Source organism: Limnobaculum eriocheiris (assembly GCF_021010575.1).
In the GTDB taxonomy this organism is placed as follows: Bacteria; Pseudomonadota; Gammaproteobacteria; order Enterobacterales; family Enterobacteriaceae; genus Limnobaculum; species Limnobaculum eriocheiris.
Window position 1 is genome coordinate 116,294 of the sequence record NZ_JAJNAG010000006.1, and the last position, 8,853, is coordinate 125,146.

Genomic DNA, 8,853 nt, shown 5'->3' on the forward strand with positions numbered 1-8,853 from the left:
ATTTGAGGATTGTACGAAGAAGAATCTGGAGCGGGAAACGAGACTCGAACTCGCGACCCCGACCTTGGCAAGGTCGTGCTCTACCAACTGAGCTATTCCCGCATTAGAGAGGTAAATCTTATACTGTTATCTGAAATTTGGAGCGGGAAACGAGACTCGAACTCGCGACCCCGACCTTGGCAAGGTCGTGCTCTACCAACTGAGCTATTCCCGCATCTCAATGCAGATAACCCCTTACGCAAGGTAACTTGTTGTTATAACACTATGATTATAAAAACAAAATAACTTCACCCTGCGTTTGGATGCGCTGCATTATGTACTAAACTCATAACGCTGGCAAGACTTTTAACGAAAAATTTTACTGGTCAAAATAACCGCAAAGCCCACTGTAGCAACCAATACAGACGATTTTTTCATCAATTGGTCAAAATCGATCCATAGGGATTGTCTGAGTTTGGGTATCGTTTTTCCTGACTATTACAGAATAGACCAAAAGCGTCATTGCATCACTTTGTACTGTAAGCAGTAAAACAAGATATCGCTTCTTATGAGCAAAATCAGAAAGTATCGGCGTTATTAAAGATATTCGCCCTCGGCCAACAGCAAGTTGAAGCCGATCGGTTAACACCTATAGAAACGGCAATTCAACGTTTAAAAAGTAGAAAAATTAACAAAAAAATTTGGAGCGGGAAACGAGACTCGAACTCGCGACCCCGACCTTGGCAAGGTCGTGCTCTACCAACTGAGCTATTCCCGCATTTGGAAGGCTGCACGTTATACAAATAACAACGTGACAGGGAGCGCATTATACGAAAACTAATGCGCCCCGCAAGCCCTGTTATCGAAAAAACTGCACATTCTTTTCCATCTGCTTATTAAAAAGACAAACCGCCGCAATAAGCAGCGGGCATTCGCTTTTCAGCCAGCCTTACAGCTTAATAAAGTTCTCACGGTAATAAGCCAACTCGGCAATGGAATCACGAATATCGTCCAACGCCTGATGAGTACTCTGCTTGGTAATACCGGCCAATACTTCCGGTTTCCAGCGGCGTGCCAGCTCTTTCAACGTGCTGACATCCAGATAACGATAATGGAAATAGCGCTCCAGTTCCGGCATATAGCGATAAAGGAAGCGGCGATCCTGACCGATACTGTTACCACAAATAGGCGAACATCCCTGAGGCACCCACTGTTGTAAAAACTCAATGGTTTTTTGCTCGGCCGCCTGTTCATCAAAGATACTTTGTTTAACCCGTGTCACCAGCCCGCTTGCAGTATGGGTAGTGGTATTCCACTCATCCATCAGCGACATATGTTCATCCGTTTGATGAATCGCGAAAACCGGCCCTTCAGCCAGAATATTCAGATTAGCATCCGTCACTATAGTGGCGATTTCGATGATGCGATTGATTTCAGGATCTAAACCGGTCATTTCCAGATCGATCCAAATCAGGTTATTCTCATTCCCGGACATGATGTTTCCTGCGTGTTTAACTGAACATCAGTGTATCATAGCCGTTTGAGGCGTTTCCGGCGACTGTCACTGCTGCTAAAAGGTATTTTTGTGAGTAAGAATAAACTGTCTAAAGGCCAACAACGACGCGTTGCTGCTAACCATCAGCGACGTTTACAGACAACAAATCAAAAGCCAAAGCCTGACGATTCACTGTTTGGCGAGCCTCAGGAAGGCATCGTCATTAGCCGTTTTGGTAAGCACGCCGATGTTGAAGCTCCGGATGCCAGCCTGCACCGCTGTAATATACGCCGCACCATTGGCTCACTGGTCACCGGCGATCGGGTGGTGTGGCGGGCGGCCATCACCGCTCAGGCAAAAGGCATTATAGAAGCGGTACACGACCGTGTTTCGGTCCTGACCCGGCCCGATTTTTATGATGGCATAAAACCCATCGCTGCCAATATCGACCAAATTATTATCGTCTCTGCAATATTGCCAGAGCTTTCCCTGAATATTATCGATCGCTATCTGGTGGCTTGCGAAACCCTGTCAGTTGAACCCATCATTGTATTGAACAAAGTCGATTTGCTGGATGAAGAAGGTCGAGAGTTTATCGACCAAACCATGCAAATTTATCAGCATATTGGCTATACCGTACTGCAAGTTTCCAGCTATACCGGTGAGGGCATGGCAGAGTTAAAATCTCACCTTGACCACCACATTAGCATTTTTGCCGGTCAGTCCGGTGTGGGCAAATCCAGCCTGCTGAACGCCCTGCTGCCTGCCGATGAAGCCAATATTCATGTGGGTGAAGTATCAGATAACTCCGGACTTGGCCAGCATACCACTACCGCATCTCGCCTGTATCACCTGCCTGATGGCGGTGACATTATTGATTCTCCGGGAGTGCGCGAATTTGGGCTCTGGCATCTGGAACCAGAACAGGTGACAGAAGGCTATGTTGAGTTCCGCGACTATCTGGGCCACTGCAAGTTTCGCGACTGCAAACATATTGACGATCCCGGTTGCGCCATCCGCGAAGCCGTTGAGCAGGGAAAAATTACCGAAGAACGCTATGATAACTATCTGAAAATTCTCGATAGTATGGCAGACGTAAAAGTTCGTAAAAACACATTAGAAACCAAAGATTAATGGCATATTATTCCCGGAGTCTGACTATTTACAGAATCCGGGAATGTATCACCTGAAACATTGCCAGTTAGCTGTGGTCATAATCAGGATGAAAAACAATTAATAGCGGTATGCGGCAGGTGAATGACTTTATATTTCAGCCCCGCTACAATGCGCAACTTTGATTTAACAGCCAGACAGATAACGCAAAGAGGATACCCCGTGCTGGATCGTATAAAAGTACAGTTACAATATTTACTCCCCAAGCAAGGGCTTACTCAACTGGCGGGTTGGGGAGCCAGTAAACAGGCAGGATGGCTGACCCGTCTGGTAGTAAAAGGATTTGCCAAATATTACCGCGTGGACATGCAGGAGGCTCAACAGCCGGATCCTGAATCCTATGCCACATTTAATGATTTCTTCGTTCGTCCGCTGAAAGAGGGTGCCCGCCCTATCGTTGAAGGCGAACGCCAGCTGGCGCTGCCTGCCGATGGAGCCATCAGCCAGTTAGGCCCAATTACTGAAGGCAAATTACTTCAGGCCAAAGGCCATGACTATACGCTGGAAGCCCTGCTGGCCTGCAATATGTCGATGGTAGAAAAATTCCGTAATGGCCAATTTGCCACTATCTATCTTTCTCCTCGCGACTACCATCGGGTACATATGCCATGCAACGGCGTGCTGCATGAAATGCTGTACGTTCCTGGCGATCTGTTCTCGGTAAATCCACTAACCGCAGAAAATGTTCCTAATCTGTTTGCCCGTAATGAACGGGTCATTTGCCTGTTTGATACGGATTTCGGTCCGATGGTACAAATTCTGGTTGGTGCCACCATTGTTGGCAGCATTGAAACCGTATGGGCAGGTACCATTACTCCGCCTCGTCAGGGAGTACTGCAACGCTGGACTTACCCAATCGAAGGCGAAGGTGCGGTTATACTGAAAAAAGGCGATGAAATGGGCCGATTTAAATTAGGCTCTACGGTCATTAACCTGTTTACTGAAAACAGCATCACTTTTTCACCGGCTCTTCAGTGCAAAACGCCGACCCGAATGGGAGAGTTGTTTGCGGAAGCCCGTGAACAATAAAGGTGAACTTCACTGGCCTCTGTAACTTAATCAATAGCTGAGTAAATGATGAAGCTGATCCGTTTATTATTAGCACTGTTAATAAGCCTGCTATATCTGGCTCCACTTCAAGCGGCTCCACAGCTTGATGCCGGACAGATCAAGCAGGAGATAAAACTGGTCGAAGCTGATAAAGACATGCCAAACCAGAAAGAGGTTCTGGACGCCTATCAAAATGCCCTCAATTGGGTAACTGAGCGCTCCGAATCTCTTTCGCGCAGTCAGCAATACCGCAAAGCCATTGATGAGTTTCCTAAACTCACCAAAACCCTGCGTGCTCAGTTGGAAACCGATAATGATGAAGCACAGCCACCGTCTGGAAATCTAACGCTGGCCGAGCTGGAACAGCTGTCAATTCAGACCAATAGCCAACTGCTGGAACTCAGCCGCCAGCTTCAGCAAGAGCAGGATCGCGCCCGCGAAATCAGTAACTCACTAACCCAGCTTCCGTTACAACAGGCGTCGACTCGTAAAGCACTTGGCGATCTTGAACGTCGCCTGCCGGAACAAAACAACCAAACGACTCCGCTTAATCAGGCCAAGTCACTGCTGTTTCAGGCCGAGCTGGCTTTCTACAAATCCAAAGCGGATGAGCTGGAATTAGAGCAGCTCTCTGCCAGTAACCGACAAGAAATATCTCGCTTACAGATTGAAGTGGTAAAGAAAAAACAGGCTAAAACTGACAGCCTGTTGCAACTAATAAATAATCAGCTAAACACCCGTCGCCAGTTAGAAACCCGGCAAACGCTGGAGCAGACAACCCAGTTGGCTGAACAACATGGGGATCTGCCACTTTCCGTCCGCAAGCTGTTACAAGAAAATCAGGAACTGTCTGAACGCTTAAGCCAGCAGGCGATACGCTTAGATGAGATCTCCACAGAACAACGAGCAACAATTTCTAAAATATTGCAGGTTCGTCAGGCGTTAAGTTCCCTTAGTGAACAGGCCCAGTGGCTGGGTATGTCTACCGCATTAGGCGAAAGTTTAAGAATGCAGGTTTCCCGCCTGCCGGAAATGCCAAAACCCCAGCCGCTGGATAGTGAAATGGCTGAAATTCGGGTACAGCGTTTAAGTCTGGACGAACAGCGTGACAAACTGACCCATATAGCTCCCCTGCTACAGGATGATGGGCAGCCTCTTACCGCCTCGCAACAAGAGCTCGCCAAACAACAGGTCAAAATGCAGCAAGAGCTGTTGTCATCCTTACTCGCCGGTGATGATTCACTGATCCTTGAACTGACTAAGCTGAAAGTCTCTAATAATCAGCTGATAGATGCACTGGTAGAAATAAAAGACGCTTCCCATCGTTATCTGTTCTGGGTGGCTGATATTAATTCACTGAACCTGAGTTATCCGATTCAGGTTTTGCAGGATCTGAATAAGCTGGTATCGCTGGATACGCTGTCTGAACTTAGTGGTGCCTTTGGTATGATGCTCACCACTAAAGAATCCGTGGTGCTGATTTTGGCCGCACTGGTATTGGTAGGCTTTAGTTTTAGTTCTCGTCGCCACTATCAGTCATTTTTAGAACGGGTGGCATCACGTATTGGTAAGGTGACTCAAGACCAATTCTCATCAACGATTCGTACCGTATTTTGGTCAGTCATTGTTGCAGTACCTCTACCGGTACTCTGGTGGGCGCTGGCCTATGGCCTGCAACATGCCTGGCAGTACCCTATTGCTGTAGCCATTGGTGAAGGGGTTAACGCTACCGTACCGCTGATGTGGGTATTTATGATCAGCGCCAGCTTTGCTCATCCGCAAGGGTTATTTATCGCCCATTTTCGCTGGTCGCAAAACCGGGTAGCACGCGCTATGCGTTATTACCGCCTGTCGCTCTGGCTGGTCGTGCCGTTAATTATTGCCTCAATCAGCTTTGATAACTTTAACGATCGTGAATTCTCCGGCACATTAGGCCGCATTTGCTTCCTCCTGTTATGTGGTGCGTTAGTCATGATGACCACCAACCTGAGGCGAGCCGGTATACCGCTCTATCTTGACCGTAAAGGTTCCGGTGAGAATATGGTTAATCAGGCGTTATGGACCTTCCTGATTTGCGCTCCGATTACCGCGGCGTTGTCCGCCTGCTTTGGCTATCTGGCTACTGCACAAGCACTGCTGTTACGGCTGGAAGCATCGGTTGCCATTTGGTTTGGTCTGCTGGTTATTTACCATATCATCCGCCGTTGGATGCTGATTCAGCGACGCAGAATCGAATTTGATCGGGCCAAACAGCGTCGTGCGGAGCGGCTGGCACAACGGGCAAAAGGTGAAGAAGAGAGCCTGCCTACCAGCACTGAAGGGCCATCAGAAAATGATGACTCAGTGGTGGTCGATTTGGATGCCATTAGTGCCCAGTCGCTACAGCTGGTACGTTCCATTCTGACCATGGTTGCTCTGGTTTCTCTTATCATTCTCTGGTCGGAAATTCATTCGGCGTTCGCCTTCCTGGAAAATATCCGTTTATGGGATGTGACTTCATCAGTGCAGGGAACGGAGAGCATTCAGGCAATTACCCTGGGTTCCGTGCTGATAGCCGTTCTGGTATTTATTGTTACCACCCAGTTAGTTCGTAACTTACCGGCACTGCTGGAACTGGCAATCCTTCAGCATTTAGATCTGACCCCCGGTACCGGTTATGCCATTACCACCATCACCAAATATATTCTGATGCTGATTGGCGGTATGGTGGCCTTCTCGATGATTGGTGTCGACTGGTCCAAACTTCAGTGGTTAGTTGCAGCTCTCGGTGTGGGGCTTGGTTTTGGTTTACAGCAGATCTTCGCCAACTTTGTCTCCGGCCTGATCATCCTGTTTGAAAAACCTATTCGTATTGGCGATACCGTAACAATACGTGAGCTAACCGGTTCGATTACCAAAATCAATACGCGAGCCACCACCATTGTTGACTGGGACAGAAAAGAGATTATTGTTCCAAATCAGGCATTTATTACCGAACAGTTTGTTAACTGGTCGCTGTCTGACTCCGTCACCCGTATTGTATTAACCGTTCCGGCAACGGCGGATACCGATCCAAATCTGGTGAAACAGCTACTGGAAGACGCCGCACACAAATGCCAGTTCGTACTGGAAACCCCGGCACCGGATGCCTTCCTGGTGGATATTCAGCAAGGTATCCAAATCTTTGAACTGCGGGTATTTGCTGCTGAAATGGGCATGCGCATGCCGTTACGCCATGAAATGCATTCGTTAATTCTCAAAGCCTATGCAGATCACGACCTGACGCTGCCGTTCCCACCATTCCAGATGCGCGCCGACGCCCTCTCCCGCGCCGGCCTCAAACCCCGGTTTAAAACCGGAGAAATCTAACCTGATAAAGGTTTGATCCAGACATCAAAAAGGCGCCTAAAGCGCCTTTTTCTATTCAAGCAAATGTCAATCATCGGGAGAGGCCGCCGTTGGGGTCGTAGCAGCTTTAGCTGCCGGACAAACAGGCAAAGCCTGTTTGAACAGCGCTAGCGCTGGCCCGAAGGGCAAAACACCGAAGGTGTTTTGTAACAGCCCCCAGGCGGACTAGGCCCGATGCACTCTGTAGCTGAGTACAAAGGCCTTTCCGGCCGAGCACATTAGCAATATTAGTGCTTAGTTTTTACGGCCAGAATATCTTCCAAACTAAATTTAAACAACCTAAAAGAACAACAATAATTAGGCTCTATCCACCGGAAACGCCATAACCTCACTAATCGACTGTGCTGAAAGCGCAATCATAATCAAACGGTCAACGCCCAGCGCCACGCCAGCACACTCTGGCATGCCGTAAGCCAAAGCAGCCAAAAAGTTCTCATCAATGGGATGAACCAGCAGACCACGGGCTTCACGCTTACGGTTTTCCTGCTCAAAGCGCTGACGCTGCTCACCTGCATCGGTCAACTCACGAAAACCGTTTGCCAACTCAACACCTTTATAATAGACCTCAAAGCGTTCCGCCACGCGGTGATCTTCAGAGCTAATTTCCGCCAATGCTGCTTGTGATGCCGGAAAGTGATAAACAAAAGTGGGTTTTTCCTGACCGATATGCGGCTCCACGCCAAACGCAAACAACATCTGCAACAGGGTGTCGCGATCCTCTTCCCGATTGGCCAGCTCTTCCATATCCAACTTAGCCGCAGCCGCTCTTAACTGAGGTTTATCCGCAGAAAGGGGGTCAATTTCCAGATGACGAATAAAGATCTGTTGATAGGAAACCACTTCACTGGCTTCACAATCCAGAATCTGTTGAAGCAGATCGTCCACCTCGTTCATCAAACGATACATATCAAAGTGTGGGCGGTACCACTCCAACATGGTGAATTCAGGGTTATGATAACGACCCGCTTCTTCATTACGGAAGCTTTTGCCCATCTGATAGATAGGACCACTGCCAGCAGCCAGCAGACGCTTCATATGAAACTCAGGACTGGTCATTAAAAACAGCGTCATACCATCCGCAGCACCCGGTCCGACAAAACGCGTCTGGAAAGGGAACAGATGGATATCCGTAACCGTTGCCTGACTCATTGCCGGAGTTTCCACTTCCAACACGCCGCGCTCAGAGAAAAACCGTCTGATTTCACTGACAATTTTCGCACGTTTTAATAATTTAGCGATAGAAGCGCTGGGCTGCCAACTGGCCAGGTCGCTCATTTTCTCTACTCCAAAATTAATTTAGTCCGGCAGTCTACCCTTATCTCTTCCGACAGACAAATTTACCCGCAGTTTTCCGATTTCAGCCAGCACAGATTCTGTTAGTTAGGAATGAAATAATATGAAAATACATTTATTTAATATATTGATCACATTTTATTAATATAACCATTTTCAAAAAAAATGAATGGATTATGCTGACTAACTATAAAAAAAATCGATCTCGTCAATATTCATCTACATAAGATTAGGTAGAATAGATGTCCTATACTGGATTCACCAATATTTTCGGTGGTTCTAAAGGTTAACATCAGATTTTCCTAATGCTTAGATCTGACTGGCTGGTATAAGACTTACTTTTCATTATTAAACTGGAACATTTGGAGGAATGCAGTGCAAACCTTTAACGCAGACATTGCTATCATCGGAGCAGGTGGTGGTGGTCTTCGTGCAGCCATTGCCGCTGCCGAAGCGAATCCCAACAGTACCATTGC

Annotated in this window: 5 protein-coding genes and 3 tRNA genes; 3 read left to right on the forward strand and 5 right to left on the reverse strand. The window is 47.6% G+C overall.

Annotated features, from left to right (window positions below):
- Window positions 1–26: 26 nt before the first annotated feature.
- From LPW36_RS05195 to orn, 4 genes are all read right to left on the reverse strand, one after another.
- A tRNA-Gly gene (locus LPW36_RS05195) sits at window positions 27–102 on the reverse strand.
- 36 nt (window positions 103–138) lie between these two features.
- Window positions 139–214 (reverse strand) — tRNA-Gly (locus LPW36_RS05200).
- A 467-nt stretch (window positions 215–681) separates the two neighbouring features.
- Window positions 682–757: transfer RNA gene (locus tag LPW36_RS05205), tRNA-Gly, on the reverse strand.
- A gap of 171 nt (window positions 758–928) precedes the next feature.
- Complete coding sequence (gene orn / locus LPW36_RS05210) at window positions 929–1,474, reverse strand: oligoribonuclease (RefSeq protein ID WP_230608365.1); 546 nt, start codon at window positions 1,472–1,474, stop codon at window positions 929–931.
- A 90-nt stretch (window positions 1,475–1,564) separates the two neighbouring features.
- On the opposite strand from orn, the gene rsgA reads away from it, so the two are divergent.
- The 3 genes from rsgA to mscM all read left to right on the forward strand — a co-directional run bounded on the left by rsgA (window position 1,565) and on the right by mscM (window position 7,045).
- The gene (rsgA, locus tag LPW36_RS05215) at window positions 1,565–2,608 is read left to right on the forward strand and encodes a small ribosomal subunit biogenesis GTPase RsgA (RefSeq protein WP_230608366.1); all 1,044 of its coding nucleotides are present in this window, start codon (window positions 1,565–1,567) and stop codon (window positions 2,606–2,608) included.
- 201 nt (window positions 2,609–2,809) lie between these two features.
- Window positions 2,810–3,676, forward strand: coding sequence for an archaetidylserine decarboxylase (gene asd, locus LPW36_RS05220; protein WP_230608367.1), 867 nt, complete (start codon window positions 2,810–2,812; stop codon window positions 3,674–3,676).
- A gap of 45 nt (window positions 3,677–3,721) precedes the next feature.
- Window positions 3,722–7,045, forward strand: coding sequence for a miniconductance mechanosensitive channel MscM (gene mscM, locus LPW36_RS05225; RefSeq protein ID WP_230608368.1), 3,324 nt, complete (start codon window positions 3,722–3,724; stop codon window positions 7,043–7,045).
- Between the two features lie 336 nt (window positions 7,046–7,381).
- Here the strand turns inward: mscM and epmA are convergent, their stop codons facing one another.
- Window positions 7,382–8,359, reverse strand: coding sequence for an elongation factor P--(R)-beta-lysine ligase (gene epmA, locus LPW36_RS05230; protein ID WP_230608369.1), 978 nt, complete (start codon window positions 8,357–8,359; stop codon window positions 7,382–7,384).
- Between the last annotated feature and the right edge of the window lie 494 nt (window positions 8,360–8,853).